Raw genomic sequence first — 24006 nt, forward strand, 5'->3', positions numbered from 1 at the left:
CATGGCGCGCATGCAACGACTGCTGATGAACCTCTTCGATGGCTGGTTCCAGATGCGTCGCCGTTTTCCGCGCAGCCTGCTCGATGAGATGACCGATGCCATTGCCGACGGCGAGCGCGCGCATCGCGGCGAAGTGTGCTTCGCCATCGAGTCACGCCTGGCACCCACGGCGGTGCTGGAAGGATGGGACGCGGACAGGCGCGCCCATCAGGTGTTCGCGCAATTGCGTGTATGGGACACCGAACACAACAGCGGCGTGCTGTTCTATGTGCTGATGGCCGAGCATCGCGTGGTGATCGTGGCCGATCGCGGCATCGCTGCCGCGGTGCCTCAGAGCGAGTGGGACGATGTAAGGGACCACATGCTGGCGAGCTTCGCGCAGGGCGCGTGGCGCCAGGGTTCGCTGGATGGCATCAGCGAAGCGCATGCGTTGCTGACGCGCCATTTTCCGGGCAACGACAAGGCGAACCCGGACGAGCTGCCTGATCGGCCGGTGTTGCTGTAATTACGACTGAGGCGTGTTGGTCGCGCACTGGGTGCGCTCCTACAAAAAAAGGCCGCGCGCCCTTGTAGGAGCGCACCCAGTGCGCGACCGCAGCGCCGCGCGAGTTCCCCAACGCACCAGTTCCACGCAACTTCCACGCATAAAAAAGGCGGGCCCGAAGGCCCGCCCTTTCAGAAGATCAAACTCTCTCGAGCTTAGAACTTCTGGTTGTACGACACGTAGAAGTAACGGTCGATGTCGAACGCCGGGTTGTACGGCGGGCTGCCGGTACCCGAGGTCGGCACGCTGTAGTAGTACGGGCCCTTCTTGTTGAAGATGTTGTTCACGCCAACGCTGAACACACCCTTCCACGGAGCCGTGTAGCGGAACTGCGCGTCGTTGAACGCGACCGAACCCTTCTGGCTCATGCCGTAGGTGCCCCACCACGGGTTGGTGTAGTTCGGCGAGCTGCACTCGACGTACTCACCCGGGGTGTTGTCGTAGCACTGGTCCTTCAGGCCCGAGTAGTAGCGGATCGTCCAGCTGGCGCCGAACTGCTTGAAGTCCCAGTCCACCTGCAGGTTGGAGCGCAGGCGGTAGATCGCCTGTGCGCCATTGTCGGCAGCAAAGAAGCCGACCTGGTCCTTCGGCGTGGAACCCGGGCCGCTGACCGTCTCGTACTTGGTCAGGTAGGTGCTGTCCGAGGCGATGCGGAAGCGGCCGAACGAGGTTTCCGGCAAGCGGTAGTGGATACCGACGTCGTAGCCTTCGGTCTTCAGCGTGCCGAGGTTCGACAGGCTCTCATTGAGGGTGTTGACCGAACCCACCACCAGGCCGGTGGACGGATCCGCCTGCGCGGTGCGCGTGAAGCGACCGCAGTAGGCCGGGTCGTTCTGCACGTAGCACAGGTTCAGGATGCTGCTGGCATCGACCGCCGTGATCAGGTTCTTCACGTAGATGTTGTAGTAATCAACCGTGAAGTCCAGACCTTCCACCTGGTGCGGGCTGAAAACCAGGCCCAGCGTACGGGTGGTCGAGGTTTCCGGCTGCAGGTTCGGATTGGAGCCCGAGATGAACGGCACCGGGGTCTGCGTACCGGTGTTGTTCTTGATCGGGGTGCCCGAGCCGTCGACCTGGCGATAGTTCGCCGGGACGCCAGCGGCCGAGCAGGCGGCGCGGACGCCGGCGTTGCTGGCAGCGGCACCGAACTTGCTGTCGCACGGATCCAGGAAGGTCTCGAAGCTCTGGCCCGGGCCACCGTACAGGTCGTCGATGGTCGGCGCGCGGAAGCCCTTGGCGAACGTGCCACGGACCAGCACGTCTTCGATCGGACGCCAGCGGAAGCTGTACTTGTTGTTGGTGGTGCTGCCGAAGTTGCTGTAGTTCGAGTAGCGGCTGGCCACGTTGAAGCCCAGTTCCTGGGCGCCCGGCAGGTCACGCAGGACCGGCACGTCGAGCTCGGCGTACGCTTCGTTGGTGAAGTACGCACCGGAGGTGGCGTTGGCGGCCAGATCGGTGGTGTAGCCCTGAGCCACGTAGGAATCCGGACGGAACGCGCCCTTCACGCCACGGTGCTCGATGCCCACGGCCAGGTTCACGGTGCCGGCATTGCCCGGCATTTCGAACAGGCCGCCGGACACGTTGGCGGTGTAGTCGTCGGTCGAGCTGACCTGGCGGGCCGACTCGTTGTAGTTCAGGTAGTTCCACAGGGCCTGCGAGGTCGCGCCCGGACCAGCCAGGATGTTCCACGGCAGGCAGCCGGCAGCGCGGTCAGCTTCGTTGGCGCAAGCGACCTGGCCGTTGATCGTCGTCGTCGGGCCGAGGGCGGCCTGGGCGTGACGCAGATCCAGGTTGCCGGTGGTGGCGAGGTGGATCTTGTTCTGGGCGTAGCTGTAGTCAGCATCCCAGCTCCACTCGTGGTCCAGGAACTGGAAGTAACCCTGGGCGCCGAGGTTGATGTTGTAGGTCTTGGCGTGGGTGTCCGTCACGCGCGGCAGTTCAGCCGTGCGGCGGAAGAACGACACGTCCTGGCCCGGGAACGGGTTGTAGGCGTTCTGGCCGCTGATCTGCACGCCGGTCGGGAACAGGTCGCCGACGGTGTTGCCGGTGGAGAACGGATAGCCGGCGAGCTGGGTCGACGAGTCACGCACGCTGGCAGCAGCCATGCCGTGCAGGGTGATGTTGTCGGTCAGCCTGTACTGGTCCTGCGCGAACAGGGTCTTCAGCTTGGTGCCGGCGCGGAACGTCATGTCCTGCGTCGAGTTGTAGCGGTCCGCGTTGTCGGAGCCGTCGTACAGGTGGTAGCCAGCCGGTGCGCCACCGGTGGTCGTCTGCCCACCGTGGTTGTACGCGTACTGGTTCGGAACCCACTTGCCAGCGGAGTTGTACGAACCTGCGCCTGCGGTGCCCGCAGCGCTCGGGTCGACGATGCGACCGTACGGGCCGGTCGAGCTCCAGCCGTCTTCCGGATGACGGCCGCCATTGGCGTAACGCGTTTCGTCGCGCTTGTTGTCCCACATCGGGTCGGTCTGCTGCCAGGCAGCGCCGATGATGATGGAGTTCTTCTCGGTGCTGTGGCCCCAGGTGAAATCGTAGTTCTGGGTCTGGCCGTCGCCCTGGCCGTTCTGGCCGTAGTAGACGTTGGCTTCAGCGCCTTCGAACTTTTCCTTGGTGATGATGTTGACCACGCCGCCGATGGCGTCGGAGCCGTAGATCGAGGACGCGCCATCCTTGAGGACGTCAATGCGCTCGATCATCGAGACCGGGATGGTCGACACGTCGGTCAGGCCGCTGAGGCTGGTGCTCCAGCGCTTGCCGTTGACCAGGACCAGCGTGCGATTCGAACCGAGGTTGCGGATGTTGACATAGCGGCCGCCGACGTCGGCACCCGAGGACAGCGTGTCCTGCGGGGTGATGTCCGGCGTGCCCATCGAAGGCATGCGGGCCAGGATGTCGTTGACGTTGGTCAGACCGGTGGCCTGGATGGCGGCGCGGTCCATGGTGAAGACCGGCTGCGAGGTTTCCACGTCCACGCTGCGAATGCGCGAACCGGTGACGGTGACGGTCTCGAGGCTCTTGGCCTTCGTCTGGTCAGCCTGTGCGGGAGCAGCATCCTGTGCGGCCACCGACCACGTCTGCAGCACGAGCGCTGCGGCGATGGCAGTAGCCAGCAGTGTCTTTTGCTTCATTGTTGGAACTCCGAACAAAAAATAGCCATCAGCCAGCGCGCGTGAGGGCTGGACATCTGGATATGGGGATGGCGTCCGTACCCTGGGGAGGGGTCAGACACCGCGGCGTCGCCGGGCTTGGGGGACAGGCGACGTGAGTCCGAAGTTAAAACAAAGTGACGGGTGCGTGCAACCTGCCTGCCACGTTCAGCTGGTAAAGGAAGCTGTCATGGCAGGTGCGACAACGACGGGCGTTGTCGCACCTGCCTGTGCGACTCCACTTACGGTGCGGTCGGAGCGGTGCCCGAAGCATGCGGACCGATGTATTTGTCGAGGAACCCTTCCAGCGTGCGGTAGAACTCGACCACGTTCTTCTCTTCACGGAATCCGTGGGCCTCGCCCGGTTTGCTCAGCCACTGATAGGGCTGATGCGCAGCATCGAGTGCGGCACGCATCGCCTTGGCCTGTGCGAACGGTGCGCGCTCATCGTCCTCGCCGTGCACCAGCAGAACCGGGACGGTGATCTTGTCGGCCAGCTTGTCGGGCGAGTTGGCGGCAAGATCCGCATCGTCCTTGCCGATCACCGTCTTCAGGTAGCTGCGACCGCTTTTCAGTTCCTGGGTATCACCCTTCTTGTACATCATGGCCAGGTCATAGACGCCGGCGTAGCCCACGGCGCACTTGAAGAGCCCGGGCGCGCGAATGGTGCTCATCATCGCGGAATAGCCGCCAAAGCTGGCGCCGTAGACGCAGATGCGCTGCGGATCGGCGTACTGCTGGTCGATCGCCCAATGCACGCCATCGATCAGGTCCTGCTGAATGCGCGTGCCCCATTGCAGGTAACCCGCCTGCGTGAAGTCGCGGCCACGCCCGCTGGAGCCGCGATAGTTGACCTGCAACACCAGATAGCCGCGACTGGCGAGGAACTGTGCGTCATCGTCGAAGAACCAGTCGTCGGCGACGCCGTACGGGCCGCCATGAGGCAGCAACACCATCGGCAGGTTGTGTTCTCCCGCGCCCGGCGGCAGCGTCAGGATGGCCTCGAGCTCCATACCGTCGCTGGTCTTGAAGCGCAACGGCCGACGCTCGGCCATGCGTGCCGGCTGGATCCACGGGCGATAGGCAAACAGCTTGCGCACTTTGTAGTTGTGGGTGTCGATCAGGTAGTACGTGCCCGGATCCCGGTCGCTCGATACGGAGAACAGCAGCACTCCGCCGTCCTCGGTGAAATTGATGAAGTTGACGAAGCTTCCGGGGAACTTGGCGCTGAGCGCCATGTGAAGTTTGGATGTGGGCAGGTTGGGGTCGATGTAGCTGACCGTCGGAATGCCCGTGGCCGGGGACGTGGCAAACGGCTGGGACGGCCGTGGGGTCCACTGGATGTAGCCCACGCTGCCGAAGTCCTCCTTGGCAAGTACCTTGCGGTCGCCACCGGTTTCGTCCTGCTCCACCAGCGTCGACGGCCCAAGCCCGGCGTTGAAGCGGGCATAGATGCGTTGCTTGTCCGGCGTGTAGGTGAGGGGCACGAACGTATAGCCGACCTGCGCCGGTGACATGGCCGCCCAGCCATTGCCTTCCTTGTGGAACACCTGGTGTTCGTAGTCGTCGTCCGTGCCGTAGGCGAAATGCGCCGTGCCGTCCGCACCGATCATGAAGTCCATGCCGGTGACGCCGATCTCGCCGATGAGGCGGCGCGAGTTCTTCACCGCGTCCACGTCGTATAGCGAATACTTGCCGCGATTGCTCCAGGTTTCCTCGGCCATGTAGAAATGACCATTGGCCTGCTCAGGCGTGCCCTCGACAAAACCCCAGCCCTTGTCGCTGCCGCGGCTGGCGTTGCGCGAACTCGCGTTTTCATAACCGTAGATGTAATCCTGGTGTTTGCCGTCGAAGTCGGTGGCGAGCAGTTCGCCGTAGGACTCCGGCTTGTCCAGCGAGCCGTGCTGGCGGCCCTTGGCCACGACCAGGCGGGTCGGGCTGACCCACGTAATGCCGAGCGGCAATTCATACTTGGGCATGCGCAGCATGCTGACCGGTTTCTGCATGTCATCGACGGCGAAGATGACCAGCGACGACGAGTTGTTCTCGTTGTCGTCCACGCGCACGGCAAGGTACTTGCCGTCGGGCGACAGATTGGGATCGGACACCAGCGGATACCTGGCGAAATCCTCGACGGGAATGCTGTCGGCGGCCCTCATGGCCATCGGCGCCGCAAGCAGCAGCGCAGTCAGCGCCAAATGCGCTGGTCGGTTGAGCTTCATGTTTTCCCCCTGAACGCTCCGGCGTGCGAAGGTCGAACCGTCCGGAGCTGGCCGGTTTGACGGCAGCAACGCGTACCTCCCCAGATCCGCGTCGAGCCAACGGGCAGTGTAGCCGCCGGCTCCGCCCTTGATAAGGTGACCTCACGGGGTTGCCCGCGGGGACGGCAAGGCCAGCTAAACTTGGGTTTTGCCACCCGTTGCTGTCCTATGACCCAGCCTTACACCGTTGCCATCAATCCCGTGGCCTTCCACGTGGGGCCGCTGCAGATTCACTGGTACGGTCTCATGTACCTGGGCGGTTTTCTCGGCGCCTGGCTGCTCGCGGAATACCGCCGCCAGCGCGGCCGCCTGCCGGTCTCGCGCGATGCGGTGGGTGACCTGGCCTTCTACGTGATGATGGGCGTGATCGTCGGTGGGCGCGTGGGCTACATGCTGTTCTACGCGGACATCCACTGGATCTGGCAGGACCCGCTGGCGCTGTTCCGCGTGTGGGATGGTGGCATGAGCTTCCACGGCGGCCTGCTGGGCGTGCTGGTGGCGGGGCTGTGGTGGTCGCGCCGCAACCAGCTGCACTTCTTCGATACCGTGGATTTCGTCGCGCCGCTGGTGCCGATCGGCCTGGGTCTGGGCCGACTGGGCAACTTCATCAACGGTGAGCTGTGGGGCAAGCCCAGCGACGTGTCGTGGGCGATGATCTTCCCGAATGCGCACGCTTTCGACGTGGAGTGGGCCGCCTCGCATCCGGAGTGGCAGGCGACGCTGGCGCAGCTCGGCGCGCTGCCTCGCCATCCTTCGCAGGTATACGAAATGCTGCTCGAGGGCGTCACCATGTTCACCGTGCTGTGGCTGGTGTCGCTGAAGCCGCGGCCGCGCTATCTCATCTCGGGCCTGTTCGCGCTGATGTACGGCTGTTTCCGTTTCGCCGTCGAATTCGTGCGCCTGCCGGATTTCCCGCGGCCTGGCTACATCGCCTGGGGCTGGCTGACCATGGGCCAGATCCTGTCGCTGCCCCTGGTCGTCGTCGGCGTGATCCTGCTGGTGATGTCGCGCAAGGCGCCGACCCTGCGCCCCTATACCGTTGCCATGCCCAGCAAGGACAAGGAGTAAGCCGTGCGCGCCTATCTGGACCTGTTGCAGCACGTGCTCGACCACGGGACCGAAAAGGCTGACCGCACCGGTACCGGTACGCGCAGCGTGTTCGGCTGGCAGATGCGTTTCGACCTGTCCGAAGGCTTCCCGCTGGTCACCACCAAGAAGCTGCATCTGAAATCGATCATCCACGAGCTGATCTGGTTCCTGCACGGCGATACGAACATCGCTTACCTCAAGGAACACGGGGTCAGCATCTGGGACGAATGGGCGGACGAGCAGGGCAATCTTGGCCCGGTGTACGGCCAGCAATGGCGCGCCTGGCCAACCGCCGACGGTGGGGTGGTGGACCAGATCCGCTGGGTGGTCGACGAAATCAAGCGCAACCCGGATTCCCGGCGATTGCTCGTAAGCGCATGGAACGTCGGCGAACTGCCGAAAATGGCGCTGATGCCCTGCCATGCGCTGTTCCAGTTCTACGTGGCGGACGGCAAGTTGAGCTGCCAGCTCTACCAGCGCTCGGGCGATATTTTCCTGGGCGTGCCGTTCAACATCGCCAGCTATGCGCTGCTGACCCACATGATTGCCCAGGTCTGCGGGCTGGGTGTGGGGGACTTCGTGCACACGCTGGGCGACGCCCACCTGTACAACAACCACATCGAGCAGGCGCGCCTGCAGCTGTCGCGCGAGCCGCGCCCGCTGCCGAAGCTGCAGCTGAACCCGGAAGTACGTTCGGTGTTCGATTTCCGCTTCGAGGACGTCGCGATCGTGGGCTACGAGCCACACGGCGCGATCAAGGCGCCGGTGGCGGTGTAACCGTCGGGCAAGTCGGCAGCGGGGCGTGAGTTGCGTGAGCGCATCCTGCTAAGATCGGCCGGCGCGGCGCCATCGGCCCGGCGACGCGAGCCGTCCCCACTGTCGATGGGAGAGCCTGTTCAATGTCTCCACGTAGCTCGCGTTGGACACCGATAGCCCCCTGCGAGCGGTCCGTGACGCAGCGCCTGACTGGTGGTCAGGTCAAGTCGCGGGGTGCTCGCAGGGGGCTATCGGTGCCCAACCCGTCGGGCCGGGTCTGTTTGCCCGCCATCCTGCGTCATCACTCAGTCGTGTATCGACATACACTCCGTCGTTCTTCCTTGGCTTGCGCGCAAACAGATCCCGGCGCGGGCCACGTGGAGACATTGAACAGGCTCCAGGGATTTCCATGGCTATTTCGTTGATCGCCGCGCTGGATGAGAACTTCGCCATCGGCCGCAAGGGGCAGCTTCCCTGGCACCTGCCGGACGACCTGCGCTGGTTCAAGCAGCTGACCCTCGGCAAGTACATCCTGATGGGTTACAACACCGCGGTCGCCATTGGCCGCCCGTTGCCCGAGCGGACCAACCTGGTGCTCACCCGTCGACATGAGGCGCCGTTTCCCGGCCAGATCACCGTGCGCTCGTTGCACGAGGGCTTGGCGAGGGCGGGCGGTACCGGCCTGATGGTGGTTGGTGGTGGAGAGGTCTATGCCGAGGCGCTGCCGCATGCCCGTCGGCTCTATCTCACCTGGGTCAATGCCGCCGTGGATGGTGCCGACACGTTCTTCCCGGGCGTGCATTTCAGCGACTGGACCGAAGTGTCGCGCGTGCACCACAAAAAGGATGCCGACCATCAGTACGACTTCGACATGGTCGAGTACATCCGCACCGCCTGAGTGTTCCGTTGACGTCGCCCCTTACTGACAGCCGGGCCATGCACGTCATGGCCGGTGTCATGCTCGATGCGCAGGGTCGCGTGCTGTTGGCGCAGCGACCACCTGGCAAGCACCTTGCCGGCATGTGGGAGTTTCCCGGTGGCAAGCTCGAGCCAGGCGAATCGCCCGCGTCAGGGCTTGCTCGAGAGCTGCGCGAAGAGTTGGGTATCGATGCCGCGCAGGGCGAGTCGTTGATCCGCATTCCCTGGCGCTACGGTGAGCGCCAGTTGCTGCTGGATGCGTGGACAGTGCGCGAGTGGCAAGGTCAACCCGTGTCCCTGGAGGGCCAGGCCCTTCAGTGGTGCGAGCCTGCCGCCGTCGATATCGCCATGCTGGCGCCGGCAGATCGCCCGATTCTGCGGGCGCTGCAGTTGCCGGCCCGCTACCCGATCACGCCAGCAGACGTGGTTCCGGAAGCGTTTGACGAATGGCGGGAACGCCTGGCCCAGGCGCTTGGGGACGGCGAACGACTGCTTCTGCTCCGCTTTCCGCACTGGCCGCTCGAACGGGTGCGCGAGCTTGCCCATGCGCTGCTGCCGCTGGCTCGTTCGCGAGACGCCCAGCTGATAATGAGCGGTGACGTGGACGGCGCGCGGATCCTGGGGAAGGGCGTCGGGGTGCAGCTGAAGGCACAGCAATTGATGGCATGGGATGCACGGCCATTGCCTTGGGACCAATGGATCGGCGCCAGCTGTCACGATGCCGGCGAGCTGGCGCATGCGGTCGCGGTGGCTGACTTTGCGACCTTGTCCCCGGTGGCGGCCACGGCCACTCATCCAGGTCAGGCACCGCTGGGCTGGAATGCATTTCGCGAGATGGTCAGTGCAGCGGCCTTGCCGACTTATGCACTCGGTGGCATGGGTGGCGAGGAGGTAGCGGCAGCACGCCGGGCCGGAGGGCAGGGCGTCGCGGGCATCCGCGGATTCTGGTGATCGCAGTCAGCGCCTGGCTTGAGCCAGCGCCAGGTATTGCTGGTGAAGCGCGGCGACCGCGCGGTCAAGTTCGGTTTCGTCCCCGTGATTCTCGACGACGTCGTGGGCCAGCTCGAGCCGGTCAGCCCGGCTGGCCTGGCGCTCGATCATCCGTCGCGCCAACGCTTCGTCGATGCCGTCGCGGCGGATGAGTCGCTCAAGCTGGGTGGCCTCGGGAGCATCGACCACCAGCACGCGATCGACCCAGCGGTAGTGCGCGATGTTCTCGGCGAGCAACGGGATAGCCAGCAGGCAGTAGGGGCCCTGGTCGGCCATGGCGTGGTCATGCAACCACGCCCGTACCCGCGGATGGGTAATGGCTTCCAGCGCTCGCCGTTCCGCGTCGTTGCCAAACACGCGCTGGCGCATGGCGGCACGATCGAGGTGACCTTGCGCATCGAGCACATCCGGACCGAAATGCTCGACTACGGCTCGCAAGCCTTCGCTACCCGGCGCGATCGCCTCCCGAGCTGCGATGTCCGCGTCATAGACATGGATACCCAGGGCCTCGAATCGCTTCGATACGGCGCTCTTGCCCGCGGCGATGCCGCCGGTGAGCGCAACGACGTAGCCCGGGTGCCTGCTCATCGCAGGCCGGTCAGCTGGGCGTAGTGCTGCCACAACCAGTCGCCGGCGATAAACCAGGTCCAACCGGCTGCGGCGATGAATGGACCAAATGGCATGGGGATATCCCGCTCATGCTTGCGCAGCAGGATCAACGAGCCACCAACCAGAGCGCCAATGAGCGAAGAAAGGAGTACCACCGGCAGCAGCGCGCCGGGTCCCATCCATGCCCCCAGTGCGGCCAGCAGCTTGAAGTCACCGTAGCCCATGCCCTCCTTGCCGGTCAGCAGCTTGAACAGCCAGTACACGCTCCACAGGCTGAGATAACCGATGGCAGCACCGATGATGGCGGCCGGCGGCAGCACGAACATCGGCAACAGGCTCAGCAGCAGGCCCATCCAGAGCAGGGGGTAGTTGAGCTGGTCGGGCAGGTACTGAGTCCGAAAATCGATGCCCGACAGGGCAATCAGCATCCAGGTAAACACGAGGCCCGCCACGGCAGCCCAGGTCGGCCCGAACTTCCACACGATCACCGCGCTCAACACGCCGCTGAGCAACTCCACCAACGGATACTGGATGGAAATCGGCGTCTTGCAGTAACGGCAACGCCCGCCCAACAGCACCCATCCGAACAGCGGGATGTTGTCCTTCACCGCCAGCGGATGTTTGCAGTGGGGGCAGTGCGAAGGCTCGCGCACGATGCCCGGCGGCATCGGCTGCTCCTCCGACTCCATCTCCAATGTATCCAGCGCATCCTGCCGCCACTCCGCCTTCATCCGCTCCGGCAGGCGCAGGATCACGACATTGAGAAAGCTGCCGACCAGCAGGCCGAGGACACCTGCGGCGATGATCCAGGCCCAGAGAGGGAGTTCGAGCATGCGTGGTTCCTGAAACGATAAAAGCCCCCCTCCCGCGAGAGAGGGGGGCTACAGACTGATGCTTAAATTGTCTGGCCGAGCTTGAAGATTGGCAGATACAAAGAGATCACCATGCCGCCAACCAATACGCCAAGGATGACCATGATGATAGGTTCGAGCAAGCTGGACAGGGTATCAACCGCGTTGCTGACCTCTTCCTCATAGAATTCGGCGACTTTGAAAAGCATATGGTCCAGCGCGCCGGATTCTTCACCGATGGCAGTCATCTGCACCACCATATTGGGAAACACGCCAGTTTGGCGCATGGCTAGCTGCAATTGGTGGCCGACGGCTACATCATCGCGCATCTGCTTGACCGCATCGCTATAAACAACACTACCCGTAGCGCCGGCCACTGCGTCCATGGCCTCGACCAAGGGAACGCCTGCACGGAAGGTGACACCCAGCGTCCGAGCGAAGCGAGCGATGGCTGATTGGCGCAGGATGGCGCCAATAACAGGCAACTTCAGCATGAGGCGATCGAGGAAGTGCGCGAACTTCGGCGAGCGCTTATTGGCCATAACCAGGGCGATCACGCTGCCAGCAATACCACCGATCACTACCCACCAGTACGACTTCATGAACTCCGAAGCGGCAATTACGAACTGGGTAGGGGCTGGAAGTTCTGCGCCCGCATCCTTGAAGGTTTGGGCAAACACGGGTACCACGAACAGCAGGAGGATCATGCTGACAAGCAGTGCCACGACCAAGACCATGATGGGGTAAAAAAGGGCCTTCTTGATCTTCGACTTGATGCTTTCCGTACGTTCCTTGTAGGTCGCAACCGTATCCAGCACGGTATCGAGCACGCCGGCAGATTCACCTGCATGCACCAGATTGCGATAGAGCTCATCGAACTGCACGGGGTATTTTGCCAAAGCCTCGTGAAGTGAAGAGCCACCCTCAATGCCCTGCTTGACATCGGTCAGTATGTTCTTGAAACGGATGTTTTTCTGGCCGTCAGCAATGATCTCAAAGGCCTGCACCATGGGCACGCCGGAGGCCATCATGGTCGCGATCTGACGACTGAAGATGGCAACATCACGCGGCTTGACCGTGCTGCCTGAGTTGCCAAATAGAGGTTTCCCTCGCTCGCGTACCGTCTGGGGATTCATGCCCTGTCGCCGCAGCTCGGCCTTGACCAGGGCTGCATTCTTGGCGGGCATTTCGCCCTTCATGCGCTTGCCGCGCTTGTCGAGCGCGACCCAGTCGTACATGGTCAGCGCGCTGACCTGTGCGCGTTGTGTGGCGAGCTTGGCGGTGTTCTTCGCGGTGGCGGTGGCCGTGGCCATTGCAATTCCCCCTGCTGGTACGGTCGTGTCGCCTCAGTATGGCGACCGTCTGATCTTATGGAGCTTAAGTCATTCCTGCAGCTCAATTCGTGGCGCCGGGCGCAACTCCAGTGTGATGGGCGCCCCCATCCCGCCGGCTAGGAGCCCGGGCGCTAGTCCTTGGTTACGCGATCGATCTCGGTCAGGCTGGTGACGCCCTTCTTGACCTTGAGCAGCGCCGATGCGCGCAGGTCATTGATGCCGGCCTTCCGGGATACCTCGGCGATCTGCAGTGCGTTGCCCCCCTGCAGGATGATCTTCTGGATATCTTCCAGCATCGGCATCACCTGGTAGATACCTACGCGGCCCTTGTAGCCCTCGTTGCAGCCGTCGCAGCCGACCGCCTCGTAGGTGGTCAGGCCGGCATCGATCTCCGCCTGCGTGAAACCGGCCGCCAGCAGGGTGCTCGCGGGCAGTTCCATCGGCTTCTTGCAATCATGCAGGCGGCGAGCCAGGCGCTGAGCGATAACCAGGGTCACGGACGAGGTGATGTTGTAGGGCGCAATGCCCATGTTCATCAGTCGTGACACCGTTTGTGGGGCATCGTTGGTATGCAGCGTGGACAGCACCATGTGACCGGTCTGGGCCGCCTTGATGGCAATTTCGGCGGTTTCCAGGTCTCGGATTTCGCCCACCATGATCACATCCGGGTCCTGGCGCAGGAATGAGCGCAAGGCCGCCGCGAAGGTCATGCCTCGCTTCGTGTTCTGCTGAACCTGGTTGATACCTTCCACACGGATTTCAACGGGATCCTCGACCGTGGAGATATTTCGCTCTGCGGTATTGAGGATATTGAGTGCCGTGTACAGGGAGACGGTCTTACCCGAGCCGGTCGGTCCGGTCACGAGCACCATGCCGTAGGGCTTGTGGATAGCCTCCAGGTAAAGCTTCTTCTGCGCGTCTTCGTAACCCAGTGCATCGATGCCCAGCTTCGCCGCCGAGCCGTCAAGGATGCGCATCACGATCTTTTCGCCAAAGAGCGTTGGCAGTGTGCTGACGCGAAAGTCAACCGCGCGGCTCTTGGACAGGTTGAGCTTGATGCGGCCGTCCTGGGGCACACGGCGCTCGGCGATATCGAGGCCGGCCATCACCTTGATACGCGAGGAAATGCGTGAGGCCAGCTTCATGGGCGGGCTGGCTACCGCGCGCAACATGCCGTCCATGCGCAGTCGCACGCGGTACTGGGTTTCGAATGGCTCGAAATGAATATCCGAGGCGCCTCGCTTGATGGCGTCCACCAGGATCTTGTTGACGAACTTGACCACCGGCGCGTCGTCGTTCGCTGTCGCGTCGACACCGCTGGTTTCGGCCTCGTCGTCCGGGCCGGCATCCAGATCCAGGTCGTCGAGGTCCCCGCTCCCGAGGTCAGGGACCGCGCTGCTCATCGCGTTGAGCGCCGTTTCGATGGAGCGCAACAATTGGCCGCGCTCGACCAGAATGGGTTCCACCATGCAGTTGGAGTGGAACTTGATCTCGTCCAACGCATGGGACTGCATGGGGTCGGCAATGCCCACAAACAGTCGCTTGCCCCGCTTGAACAGTGGCAACGCGTGATGCTTGTTGATCAAAGCCTCGCTGATCAGGTTCACTGGCATCTGGCTTGCCGCCAGCGCGCCCACGTCCATGATCGGCATGCCAAATTCATCGGAGGCGATGCGGGTCAGCCTGGCGCTGTCGACCAAATTATGGTCCAGCAGCCAAGCGGTAAGACTTGTTTTGTGCTGCAGCGAGTCCGCAACGGCTTTACGGACGTCTGCCTCGGGCAGGACGTCCTCCGATACCAGCCGGCGTGCCAAGCCCGACAGGCCCGCGAGCGAGGGTTGCATTAACGTTGACATGGCAGTACTGGCTCAGCCCCCTGATTGGACGGAATTTACCCCAGATAGGACGGGTTGGTCACGCGGCGGGCTCGGAACGCTCTGTCACAGGTGATGGCGCGCACAAATTGTCCGGTATCCGGGCTGTGCCCCAAAGGCATGCAATACACGTGCCCTAGGTGCTGCCGGGCGGCCTATCTGCAGGAAGAGATGGATAATGTGGGCATCGCATTCAAGAGTCCTGCCCGTGGCCGACCTAGATCCCCAAGCCCCCTTCCTCGTATTTGGCGCCCCCAGTATCGAGGAGGCTGAGATTGCGGAGGTGGAGGCGTGCATGCGATCGGGCTGGCTTGGAACGGGCCCCCGAGTCGCCCAGTTCGAGCGTGACTTTTCGGCATGGCGGGGCGTAAAGGCGAGCCAAGTGGCTGCGGTTAATTCGTGTACCGCAGCTCTCCACGTCAGCATGGTCGCGGCTGGGCTCGAGGAAGGGAGCGAGGTGATTACCACCCCTCTGACCTTCTGCGCCACAGTCAATGCCATCCTGCACGCAGGGCTTCGACCTGTCCTGGCGGATGTGGATCCCATAACCCAGAACATCGATCCTGCGGCGATCGAGGCGGCCATCACCCCCCGTACGCGAGCCATCCTCCCAGTGCATTTCGCGGGTCGCCCCTGCGACATGGATCGCATCATGGCGATCGCAGACAAGCATGGCCTCGTGGTGATTGAAGATTGCGCCCACGCAATCGAAACCGAGTATCGAGGCAAGCCTGTGGGTACGTTTGGCGACTTCGGCTGCTTCAGTTTTTACGTCACCAAGAATGTGGTGACGGGAGAGGGGGGGATGATTCTGGGGCGCGACGAGGAGCACATTGCGCGGGCGCGGATTCTGGCTTTGCACGGCATGAGCAAGGATGCCTGGCACCGCTTTGGCGATAGCGGCTACCGGCATTATCAGGTCGTGGAGTGTGGCTTCAAATACAACATGATGGACCTGCAGGCGGCCATCGGAATCCACCAGTTGGCCAAGGTGGAGAGTAACTGGCTGCGCCGCAACGATCTGTGGCGTCGCTACGATCAGGCATTTGCGGATTTACCGATGACGCTTCCGAGCCCGCCCGAGGCCGATACGCGGCATGGTTTCCACCTCTACACGGTGCTCATTGATGACTCGCGTTGCGGCATCGACCGGGATGGTTTCCTGGAGGCAATGAATGCCGCCCGTATCGGTACCGGCGTGCACTATCTGTCCGTACCTGAGCACCCGTACTACCAGCAACGGTTTGGGTGGCGTCCGGAGCAGTGGCCGAGCGCCATGACGTTGGGGCGCCGGACGGTCAGCCTGCCACTTTCGCCCGCCATGTCAGATGGCGACGCGGAAAGGGTGATCGAAGCTGTGCGATCCGTCATTTCCTGCTGAATACCGGCCTCCGGGCGAGGGTGCCATACGGGGTATGATGTGGGGTCAATCAAGGAAAATACGCTTGAATCGCCTCAGCATCATCCTGCCCGCCAAGAACGAAGGGGCGGCTTTGAAGGGGCTATTGCCTCGTCTTCGTGCTGCACATCCGGAAGCAGAAATCATTGTCGTTGATGACGGGTCGACCGATGACACGCGCGACATTTGTGCGAGCGCCGGAATCCAGTGTCTTTCGTCCCCTTATTCCATGGGCAACGGTGCCGCTATCAAGCGAGGTGCGCGTGCAGCAACGGGAAAATTCCTGGTGTTCATGGATGGGGATGGCCAGCATGATCCTGCGGATATTTCACGCCTGTTGGAAAAGCTCGACAAGGAAGACTACGACATGGTTGTTGGCGCCCGGGACTGGGATAGCCAGGCTGGTGTCGGTCGTGGGCTCGCAAACACCTTTTACAACTGGTTGGCGACTCGTATGACCGGCCACGTGGTCGCGGACCTCACTTCTGGATTTCGCGCCGCCAGGGCGGAGAAGTTTCGAGAATTTCTGCACCTGCTACCCAATGGGTTTTCCTATCCGACGACCAGCACGATGGCCTTCTTCCGTAGTGCTTATGCTGTGGCCTACGTACCCATCAAGGCGGCGCAGCGCGTGGGAAAGAGTCACATCAGGCCGCTCAGGGATGGCATTCGCTTTCTGTTGATCATCTTCAAGATTGCCACCCTGTACTCACCCCTGAAGCTGTTCGCGCCGGCGAGTGCGATGTTTTTTCTCTTGGGCTGCGCCAATTACCTGCGGACATTTCTATCTTATGGTCGCCTGACCAACGGTAGTACGTTGCTGTGGAGCGCTGCGGTGATCATTTTCCTGATTGGCCTGGTTTCCGAGCAGATCACCTCACTCACCTATCGCAGGAATGACTGAGGGTCCGGCAGTGGTTGAGCGCCCGCGCCTGTTGGTATTGACCTCGACCTATCCCAGGTGGGCTGGTGATCCCGAGCCTGGCTTCGTGCACGAATTGGCGCGCCGCCTGGTGGAACGATTCGACGTATGTGTCGTTGGTCCGCATGCGCCCGGCGCCAAACAGTTTGAACAACTGGATGGTGTCGACGTGCGGCGTTACCGCTATGCGCCGGCACGTTGGGAGACCCTGGTCAACGACGGAGGCATGCTAGCCAACGTGAGCAGATCGCCCTGGAAGTGGTTGCTCGTCCCGAGTTTTTTGCTGGGCCAATATTGGGCACTGCGTCGGGCCATGCGTGAATTTGCGCCTCACGTCGTGCACGTGCATTGGATGCTGCCTCAAGGCTTGGTGGCTGCTGCGGGGGTACGCTCCGCGCCTTGGTTGATTACCTGCCATGGCGCAGATCTTTTCGGGCTGTCTGGCCGATGGTTTGCGAGTCTCAGGCGATGGGTGACACGGCGTTCTGCAGCGGTCGCGTTGGTCAGTCAGGCAATGAGCAGGCGCCTGTTGGCCGAGCAGCCTGAAGTCAACGCACTGATCATGCCGATGGGTGTGGATACCTGCGAACGCTTTGTCCCGAACATCGCCGGCCGCGTCGACAGCGAGCTCCTTTTCGTGGGGCGCCTGGTTGAGAAAAAAGGGCTGCACCATCTCCTGTCTGCCTTGCCTGCGGTGCTGGCGAGTCATCCACAAGTGAAGCTGAACATCGTGGGGTTTGGGCCCGAGCGAGCCAGGTTGGACGCCTTGGTTGTGAAGCTTGCGCTGCAGTCACATGTGCGCTTCCTGGGAGCTCTTCCGCAGGAGGCTCTGCCAGAACACTACCGCCGTGCAAGCCTGTTTGTCGCGCCTTTTACCCAGGCTGCCAATGGCGACCAGGAGGGACTGGGCCTCGTAGTGGCTGAGGCCATGGCCTGCGAGTGCCCGGTGGTGGTTGGGGATGTTCCCGCGGCTCATGATCTGGTGAGCGCGGAGACAGGGACACTTGTTTGTGTTGACGATCACGCTGCATTGGCTTGCACCATCAATCGGCTTCTCGATGATCCCGACGAGCGCACGCGATTGGGGCGGGCCGGCCGGCGGCACATTGAGCAGAACTATTCCTGGCAGATTGTCGGCAAGCGTTATTCGGATCTGCTGCTGGACCTTGCCTCCCCGGGCCAGCCATGACTCGGCGACCACTCCGAATCTGGTTGCCTAGCCTTCGCGCTGGCAGTGGTGCGGACGTGTTCGTGATGCGACTGGCAGAGGGGCTTCGGCGAATAGGGCACGATCCGCAACTTCAGTGGTTTCCGCATGCGTTTGAGCTGAAGCCGTGGGCATTGCGGAAGGTCCAACCTCCTCCGGGCACCGACTTGATTCATGCGGGTAGTTGGCAGGGGTTTGCCTTTCGGCGCGAGGGCATTCCATTAGTGGTGACTGAGCATCAATACATCAGGCACCCACGGTTTACGCCACATCGCGGAGCGATTCAGTCCATCTACCACGATGCGTTTGTAGCCCGCTGCGTCGAGCGATCCTACCGGGTAGCTGATGCATTGGTTGCCGTTAGTGAGCATGTGGCGGAAGCGATGCGCGCTGACCTGGGCCAGCAAGTCCGGACGATCCACAATTGGGTAGACACCGGACATTTCGCGCCTTTGCAGGGCCGGCAGCGCAATCAGGATCAGCCATTCCGGCTCTTGTTCGTGGGCAATCCATCGCGCTGGAAGGGAGCGGACCTATTGCCTGCTCTGGCTGACCTGCTCGGAGAGCCATTCGAGATTCAGTGCCTGGGCGGCTTGCGCCGGTCATTTCGCGCAGGAGGCTTGCCATCGTCCATGCGCGCGCTGGATCCGGTCGACATGATGCAGATGCCTGGTGTCTACCATGGTGTCGATGCCGTGCTGGTTCCGACCCGCTACGAGGCATTTGGTTACGTAGCGGTCGAGGCTATGGCGTGTGGCCTGCCGGTGCTGGGTTTTGACAGTACTGGGACCTCGGAAGTCTGCGTGCACGGCCAGACAGGGCTATTGGCGAAGATGGACGATATTGCGCAACTGGCGGAGTACGCGCGGATGCTCGCCGCGGATCCGGCGCTCTGCGAGCGCATGGGTGAAGCGGGGCGGACTCGAGTGGAGGCTTGCTTTACTGAAGCGCGAGCAATCGCATCGTACGATGCTCTGTATAGGGAACTGACCGAAGTCCAACGACATGGTTGAGCGTGAAGAAGTCGCACCCTGGTGTCGGGGTGATCTGGAAGACGTGCTTCACTGCCCGGCGTGTACCTCGTCACGTCACGCCAAGGCATACGACGGCATGCGAGATCACCTGGAGGGAGTGCCGGGGGAATGGGCGATGTGGCGATGCCTGGATTGCGGTAGCTTTTACCTCAGTCGTCGTCCAAATCGCCTGTCCATAGGCAAAGCCTATGCTTCGTACCACACGCATGGAGACGGTGCTGCCAGCTTCGCTTCGGACAATGGGAGTTCATTGCTTTGGCGTTGGTCAAATGGCTACATGAACGCTCGTTACGGTGCTCGGCGAGTACCCGAGTCCTCCCTGGGGCGTTTCCTTGTGCCTTTGCTGCCACCGCTGCGCCAGCAGCTCGATTACTTTTACAGGCACCTTCCGGGCCGTCCCGGGCGCCTGCTAGATGTCGGGTGCGGCAATGGCGTGTTCTTGTTACGTGCCCGGGACGCAGGCTGGCAGGTCCAAGGTTTGGAGCCCGATCCCGCTGCTGCGAGCGCAGCACGTGCGGCTGGCCTCGATGTCGTGGAGGGCACTCTGGATACATTTCAGGCGCCCGGATCTTTCGATGCGGTTACGTCCTCGCACGTCATCGAACATGTTCACGATCCGCGCGACTTCGTACGCAAGATGTTCGCGTTGTTGCGTGTGGGTGGCTTTGCCTGGCTGGCGACACCAAACGCACAAGGTCTGGGTCACCAAAGGTACGGTCGGGCCTGGCGTGGCCTTGAGCCACCTAGGCATATGACGGTACTTACGCCGAGTGTGTTACGCGCATTACTGCAGGAGGCGGGGTTTTCCCGAGTGACGGCGCATCGGCGTGGGCGTGGTTCTCGATACATGCTGCAAGCATCTGCCGAATTGTCGGGTTGCTATGGCGAGCCGGTCCGTGCACTGTCGCCGTTGCTGGTTGATGTGTTGGCGACATTGCATTCGGGTCTGGCGGAGGAATGCGTCATTTCTGCCTATAGAGCCAACCCGTGATGGTAGCTGGCCTGCTGCTCAACTATCTCGATGAGCGGCGCAGCATCGCTTGCATCCGCACGTTGCTGGATGAAGGAATAGAACGGGTGTTGGTGTGGGACAACTCGGCGGACGAAGGTCGATCGGCTGGGCAAATTTGCGTCGCTTTCGAGAATGACCCTCGCATCGTTGTTGAGGTCCATGGCGCCAATATCGGGTTTGCGGCAGGAGCAAACCGTGGCCTGGAGATTTGCCGCGAGCGATTCCAGGCGAGTCATGTTCTTCTCATCAACAACGATGCCAGCCTGAGGCCAGGCGCTCTTTCCGTGTTAAGGGCGGCGTCGCTCGGAAACGCGCAGGCCGGCGTGATCAGCATGGACATCGCGCACGCCGGACATGCCCAAGGGCCGCTTCACTATCACCGTTGGTCCGGCTTGCAATACAGGCGGGCCCTTCCCGGGACGTTTCCCTATGCCAGTGGCTGCTGCCTTTGGGTTGACCTGACGCTCGCGCCATCGCCCCTGTTCGATGAAGTGTTCTTCATGTACGGAGAAGACTGCGAACTCGGCTGGCGCCTGTCGCAACAGCCGGTTTCCTGGCTGCATTTGCCCCAGGTATTGGTCGATCACGAAGGTTCGGCGAGCAGCGGATTGGGGTCGCCGTTCTACGAAACCCACTTGGTGGCTGCACACCTGTTACTGGCACGCAAACTCGCCCGCCATCCCTTCTCGGCGATCGGTTTCACTTTATTGCGTATGCCCTTCCTGATTGCTCGCGCGACGATCCGGTCTCTGCGCTATCGATCATTCGTGCCTTGGCAGGGATTTTGGCGAGGTGCAGTCCTGGCTTTTGGGCCTCGCCGCGGGCTTCGCTAAGTTTGGCGCAGATGGCGCAGTACGAAAATCACGCCGATTGCGCACATCACCGCTTCGGCAAGAATGACTGCGGCGACAAGGCCAAGCACGCCCAGCAGGTGCGTAAAGACCAGTATTCCTCCTACCAGCAGGGCGATTCCGCTGAGCTCGAAGCCAACCCTTTCGAGTGGGTGGCCGAGCGCGACCAGCACGCTACCGGCGGCGATGCGTAGTGAGAGCAGGGGGGCTGATATCGCCATCCAGGGCATCAGCCATGCCATGCGCGCATAGCGCTCGCCAAAGACCATCGGCAATGCCGGGCTTGCCGCGACCAGCAGGGCGCCGCCCAACAGCCCCCAACCGAGGGCCAGCGCGAGAAGCATACGCACGAGTCGGCGCACTTCCTTGCTTCGTTCATCGGCATGGCGAAACAGTCGTGGCTGGGCTGCCAAAAGCAGGCCCAATACAGGGGTGATGATTGCGCCCATGACACGCGAGACAGCGATGTAGATTCCGGCATCTACGGCGCCAACCTGTCGGACGGCGACGATCTTGTCCAGCTCGCTTGGATTGGCCGCGACGATAAGCATGGCTGCGTAGGATCCACCTTGCCCGAGTTCAGCCTGAGTGGCGCGGCGCGGACGCCAACCCAAAGGCACGTGGTGCCGCGTCAACACCCATCCAAGGAGTACCCCGAGCATGGACGCCAGCAACTGCAGTGTGGTGTATGCGAGTAGCCGTTGCGATGACGGGACCGCGAAGCAGGGGAGCACCGCCAATACCCGTAACGCCAATGGCGCCCACTGCACTAGTTGGCTCAGTGGGACACGCTCACTTGCTTGTAGCGCGAAGCTGCACAGCATAGTGAAAGGGGTTGCCAGCAGCTCGGCTGCACCCATCAAGAGCAGAATCTGCCAGTTCACCAACCCTTCGGCCAGCCAGTGCCCGCAGGCGACATACAGCGCCAGCAGTAGTGAGCCAAACCCTGCCGTGAGTGGCCATGCATAACGCCATACGTCGCTGGCGGCCGAGATATCGCGAGAGGCGCGGGCCAGCAGGACGTAACCACTGCCCAGGCTGGGCAGCGTGCCCATGACCACGGCTAACGCGGCGGCGGAGGCGAAGTGCCCGTATGCCTGCGGACCCAGCAGACGGGTAAGCAGGATCAGGCTGGTCGCCTGTGTCACCAATCGCAGGCCCAGCACGGCAGTGGTGAGCAGGCCTCCCCTGGCCAGCTGACCGATCATGGGGAGTTCGGTCCCGAGGAGAGGGAGGGCGGCGTATCCAATTGGTTGCGCAACTGGCCGAGTTGCTCGTCGAGATGTCCCCCCAGGTTCAGTTGTTCAAGCTGCTTCAGCCGCTCTTGCGCCTGAGCGTGATCGCCCTGTGCAAGCAGCATGCGGATGAGCGTGACCAGGTAAGCGGCTTCGTGCGGCGAGGTGCCGACGGCCTGTGTTTGCAGGCTCATTCCGAGCGAACGGTTTCCCATCACGTTCCAGGCGTAGTCGGCATAGGTTGCTAGCAGGCGCGGGCTTGGTGGGGTATGAGTCAGCGCCGCTTCGAACATGGATCGCATCCGTTCTTGTGGAAGCGGGCACTGATTTCGCTCGGCACACTGCGCGAGTGACGCCATTGAGCTTTCGTCCTGGACGCCGGGGCGCCGGCTGGTCAATTTCGCGATCATGCTGTCCCACCATTCGTCCTTGAGCGGCAATCCCATGCGCGAATTCATGAAGATCAAGGCTTGTTGTGGAAGGATCGACGATGCGGGCAGTGCGGCCGCACGTTCCAACGGGGCATAGGCCAGCCGTGTATAAGGGGACTGGGGATCGTTGTGCGAATAGATGATGTAGGTTCGTCCAAGCTCATACTGGGCGCGCGGGGAGTTGGGATCGCGCTCCGCCAGAGTCTGGGCCAAGCGTAATGGTTCCCCCCAGGCGTAGGCGGTCGTGGCTGTCAGACCGGTCCACCAGAGCAAAAGCGCTGCCGCCAGAACATGGGATGCACGATGCGAAATCGTGGAGCCTTCACTTCTCCGCAAAGGAAGCAAGGCCGCCAGCGCAAGCAACAAGCCGTAGCTGGCGAAGTAGTTGCGATGCTCATAGACCAGCTCCAGTGGGAGAATGGTGGCAGTAAGCAGGTGGCACCCAAGAAAGAGCAAGATACCTAGCGTCGCGAGTGGTTTACGCAGGCGAAGCCACCAGGCTGCGCCTCCGAGTGCACCCAAGGTGCACAGACTTGTTGCCGTAGTCCATGGCGAAAGCAGCCCGGACGAAACCACGTAATCGTCATGGTAGAACGACAGCGCATGGGGAAGCGGCACCAGCGTCCATGCGATGTAATCCACGACGACCCGCATCTCCGTCAGAAGCCGGGTGCCCATCGTGAAGTCACGTGTGGCCCATGATTCGGGTTTAAGCAGGGATGGGACCAGCCATGCCAACCCAATGGCCATGGGAAGTACGAGTACCGCCATGAAAAGGCCAAGCAGTCGGCGATCGAGTCGGCCATTGGCGGAGCGGAAGCGGAATATGATTACCTCTACCAGTGCCGCATAAAGCGGAAGCATGATGGCCGTTTCCTTTGCAAGCACGCCTATGGCCGTGGGAACGATGAGGCAAAGTGCGCATAGAGCGGTGGAGCGCCAGTCGCCTTCGTTATCCAGTAAGCGCTCGCGCGTACGGACATAACCGATCAGCCCCAATAGCACGAACACATTGGCCATGCTTTCCATGCGCTGCACGACGTACAGCACTGAAGTCAGGTTGATTGGGAGAACCAGCCAAGCGAAGGCCACCAGCAGCGACGCGGAGTTGGCGGAAGCCTTGCTCGACGAGCGATCTGCCGAAAGGATCAGTACACGGGTCAACAGGAAGACCAGCCATCCATTCAGCAGGTGAATGGCCAGGTTGGTTACCTTCATCCCGAATGGATCAAGGCCGGTAGCCAGGTAATTAGCAGCGAAACTCAGCGAAGCGAGTGGACGCTTGAAGTCGCTTGCTGGCGAGGAAAGCGCCGCTCCGACCAGTGAGCGAATGTCCGCCGACGCCGGTTGCACGCCATGGTTGTCGACGATGTTCGGGTAGTCGTCGAAGAGCCAGCCTCCGTGAAGGCCCGGCCAATAGATTCCAGCGGTGATGATCAGCGCCAGAACTAGCCAGCTAAGGCGTCGACGAAGCAGCAAGGTGTCAAGCGCCATACTGGAGCAATGTATCGGCTGAGGTCACATCAGCTTACTTCGTCTGATG

General features: G+C 62.1%; 19 protein-coding genes. 11 read left to right on the top strand and 8 right to left on the bottom strand.

Annotated features, from left to right (window positions below; genetic code table 11):
* Position 1: 1 nt before the first annotated feature.
* Positions 2-505, top strand: coding sequence for a TPM domain-containing protein (locus EPB08_RS04190; RefSeq protein WP_130617769.1), 504 nt, complete (start codon positions 2-4; stop codon positions 503-505).
* 194 nt (positions 506-699) lie between these two features.
* On the opposite strand, the gene EPB08_RS04195 is transcribed toward EPB08_RS04190, so the two are convergent.
* Entirely contained in the window at positions 700-3672 is a 2973-nt protein-coding gene (locus tag EPB08_RS04195; RefSeq protein WP_130617770.1) for a TonB-dependent receptor plug domain-containing protein, read from the bottom strand.
* A 260-nt stretch (positions 3673-3932) separates the two neighbouring features.
* Positions 3933-5912: an alpha/beta hydrolase family protein gene (locus EPB08_RS04200; RefSeq protein WP_229238204.1), complete on the bottom strand. Its 1980-nt coding sequence runs from the start codon at positions 5910-5912 to the stop codon at positions 3933-3935.
* 207 nt (positions 5913-6119) lie between these two features.
* On the opposite strand from EPB08_RS04200, the gene lgt reads away from it, so the two are divergent.
* From lgt to EPB08_RS04220, 4 genes are all read left to right on the top strand, one after another.
* Complete coding sequence (gene lgt, locus EPB08_RS04205; protein ID WP_130617771.1) at positions 6120-7019, top strand: prolipoprotein diacylglyceryl transferase; 900 nt, start codon at positions 6120-6122, stop codon at positions 7017-7019.
* 3 nt (positions 7020-7022) lie between these two features.
* Complete coding sequence (locus tag EPB08_RS04210) at positions 7023-7817, top strand: thymidylate synthase (RefSeq protein WP_130617772.1); 795 nt, start codon at positions 7023-7025, stop codon at positions 7815-7817.
* Between the two features lie 388 nt (positions 7818-8205).
* Positions 8206-8694 carry a dihydrofolate reductase gene (locus tag EPB08_RS04215; RefSeq protein ID WP_130617773.1) on the top strand — a complete coding sequence of 163 codons (489 nt, stop codon included), beginning with the start codon at positions 8206-8208 and terminating at the stop codon, positions 8692-8694.
* A 38-nt stretch (positions 8695-8732) separates the two neighbouring features.
* Positions 8733-9665, top strand: coding sequence for a Nudix family hydrolase (locus EPB08_RS04220; protein ID WP_130617774.1), 933 nt, complete (start codon positions 8733-8735; stop codon positions 9663-9665).
* Positions 9666-9671: 6 nt separating this feature from the next.
* Here EPB08_RS04220 and coaE read toward each other — a convergent pair whose 3' ends face one another.
* From coaE to pilB, 4 genes are all read right to left on the bottom strand, one after another.
* A complete protein-coding gene (gene coaE / locus EPB08_RS04225) occupies positions 9672-10292 on the bottom strand; it encodes a dephospho-CoA kinase (protein ID WP_130617775.1) in 621 nt (206 codons plus the stop codon).
* Positions 10289-11146, bottom strand: a complete 858-nt coding sequence (locus EPB08_RS04230) for a prepilin peptidase (protein WP_130617776.1) — start codon at positions 11144-11146, stop codon at positions 10289-10291. The genes coaE and EPB08_RS04230 overlap by 4 nt, the downstream gene beginning before the upstream one ends.
* Positions 11147-11208: 62 nt before the next feature.
* Positions 11209-12477, bottom strand: a complete 1269-nt coding sequence (locus EPB08_RS04235; protein WP_130617777.1) for a type II secretion system F family protein — start codon at positions 12475-12477, stop codon at positions 11209-11211.
* 152 nt (positions 12478-12629) lie between these two features.
* A complete protein-coding gene (pilB, locus tag EPB08_RS04240) occupies positions 12630-14354 on the bottom strand; it encodes a type IV-A pilus assembly ATPase PilB (RefSeq protein ID WP_130617778.1) in 1725 nt (574 codons plus the stop codon).
* A 226-nt stretch (positions 14355-14580) separates the two neighbouring features.
* Here pilB and EPB08_RS04245 point away from each other — a divergent pair, with 226 nt between their 5' ends.
* The 6 genes from EPB08_RS04245 to EPB08_RS04270 all read left to right on the top strand — a co-directional run bounded on the left by EPB08_RS04245 (position 14581) and on the right by EPB08_RS04270 (position 20779).
* Positions 14581-15753 carry a DegT/DnrJ/EryC1/StrS family aminotransferase gene (locus EPB08_RS04245; protein ID WP_229238205.1) on the top strand — a complete coding sequence of 391 codons (1173 nt, stop codon included), beginning with the start codon at positions 14581-14583 and terminating at the stop codon, positions 15751-15753.
* A gap of 64 nt (positions 15754-15817) precedes the next feature.
* Complete coding sequence (locus tag EPB08_RS04250) at positions 15818-16675, top strand: glycosyltransferase family 2 protein (RefSeq protein ID WP_130617780.1); 858 nt, start codon at positions 15818-15820, stop codon at positions 16673-16675.
* 10 nt (positions 16676-16685) lie between these two features.
* Positions 16686-17882 (top strand): glycosyltransferase family 4 protein, encoded by a 1197-nt coding sequence (locus EPB08_RS04255; protein ID WP_205746265.1) that lies wholly within the window; start codon positions 16686-16688, stop codon positions 17880-17882.
* A 65-nt stretch (positions 17883-17947) separates the two neighbouring features.
* The gene (locus EPB08_RS04260) at positions 17948-18913 is read left to right on the top strand and encodes a glycosyltransferase family 4 protein (protein ID WP_229238224.1); all 966 of its coding nucleotides are present in this window, start codon (positions 17948-17950) and stop codon (positions 18911-18913) included.
* The gene (locus EPB08_RS04265) at positions 18906-19925 is read left to right on the top strand and encodes a class I SAM-dependent methyltransferase (RefSeq protein WP_130617783.1); all 1020 of its coding nucleotides are present in this window, start codon (positions 18906-18908) and stop codon (positions 19923-19925) included. The genes EPB08_RS04260 and EPB08_RS04265 overlap by 8 nt, the downstream gene beginning before the upstream one ends.
* Complete coding sequence (locus EPB08_RS04270) at positions 19922-20779, top strand: glycosyltransferase family protein (RefSeq protein ID WP_130617784.1); 858 nt, start codon at positions 19922-19924, stop codon at positions 20777-20779. Before EPB08_RS04265 ends, EPB08_RS04270 begins: the two co-directional genes overlap by 4 nt.
* Here EPB08_RS04270 and EPB08_RS04275 read toward each other — a convergent pair.
* Together EPB08_RS04275 and EPB08_RS04280 are read right to left on the bottom strand one after the other, a co-directional pair.
* The gene (locus EPB08_RS04275; RefSeq protein WP_130617785.1) at positions 20776-22005 is read right to left on the bottom strand and encodes a lipopolysaccharide biosynthesis protein; all 1230 of its coding nucleotides are present in this window, start codon (positions 22003-22005) and stop codon (positions 20776-20778) included. The genes EPB08_RS04270 and EPB08_RS04275 overlap by 4 nt on opposite strands.
* On the bottom strand, positions 22002-23957 hold the full coding sequence (locus tag EPB08_RS04280; RefSeq protein ID WP_130617786.1) for a tetratricopeptide repeat protein: 1956 nt from the start codon (positions 23955-23957) through the stop codon (positions 22002-22004). The genes EPB08_RS04275 and EPB08_RS04280 overlap by 4 nt, the downstream gene beginning before the upstream one ends.
* Positions 23958-24006 lie beyond the last annotated feature (49 nt).

The sequence above is a fragment of the Dyella amyloliquefaciens genome, from assembly GCF_004296575.1.
Lineage (GTDB): Bacteria > Pseudomonadota > Gammaproteobacteria > Xanthomonadales > Rhodanobacteraceae > Dyella > Dyella amyloliquefaciens.